At 67.6% G+C, this 629-nt stretch carries 1 protein-coding gene and 1 pseudogene; both read left to right on the forward strand.

The genetic code is table 11. From position 1 onward, the window contains the following. Nucleotides 1–314 (forward strand): substrate-binding domain-containing protein (locus EOA33_RS37800; RefSeq protein WP_145989608.1); only part of this gene is annotated, 314 nt, incomplete at its 5' end. A 58-nt stretch (nucleotides 315–372) separates the two neighbouring features. Continuing rightward, nucleotides 373–629: pseudogene (locus EOA33_RS37805) on the forward strand (sugar ABC transporter substrate-binding protein); the annotation flags it as partial.

Consider the following 629-nt stretch of genomic DNA (forward strand, 5'->3'; position numbering starts at 1 on the left):
GCAGGGGTGAGACGCCCGATGCCGTCTTCTGCGGCAACGATCAGATCGCGCGCGGCGTCATCGACGCGCTGCGCGAGCGCGGCATCCGGTTGCCCGAGGATGTCGGCGTCGTCGGCTTCGACAATTGGGAGATCGTGGCCGAGGCGACGCGCCCGCCGCTGACCTCGGTCGACATGAACCTGGCCACGCTCGGCCGCGAGGCCGGGCTCGCCCTGCTTTCGCTCGTCGGCGGCCAGGCGGCCGCGCCGGGCATAAGAAAACTGCCGTGCCGGCTGGTGGTGCGTCAGTCATGCGGCCGTCCGCCGGGCGGCTAACGGGCCTGCGCTACCAAGCGCGGCCGAACCGGGAGGAGAACCAATGAGGAGGAGAACCATGAAGACCATGATTGCCGGGCTCGCGCTCGCCGCGAGCATATTTGCCCTGCCTGCTTTCGCGGCCGACACCGCCAACATCTGGGTGCGCGCCGACGGCTCCAACTTCATGCCGCGCATCGTCGATGCCTTCAACAAGGGCCATGAGAACCAGATCAAGCTCGACATCATCCCCAATGCCGAGATCATCCCGAAATATGGCGCTGCCGCCGCCGGCGGCACTGCGCCGGACGCGCTGTCGCTCGATCTCATCTACAC

Origin of the sequence: Mesorhizobium sp. M4A.F.Ca.ET.050.02.1.1 (assembly GCF_003997725.1) — a bacterium.
GTDB lineage: Bacteria > Pseudomonadota > Alphaproteobacteria > Rhizobiales > Rhizobiaceae > Mesorhizobium.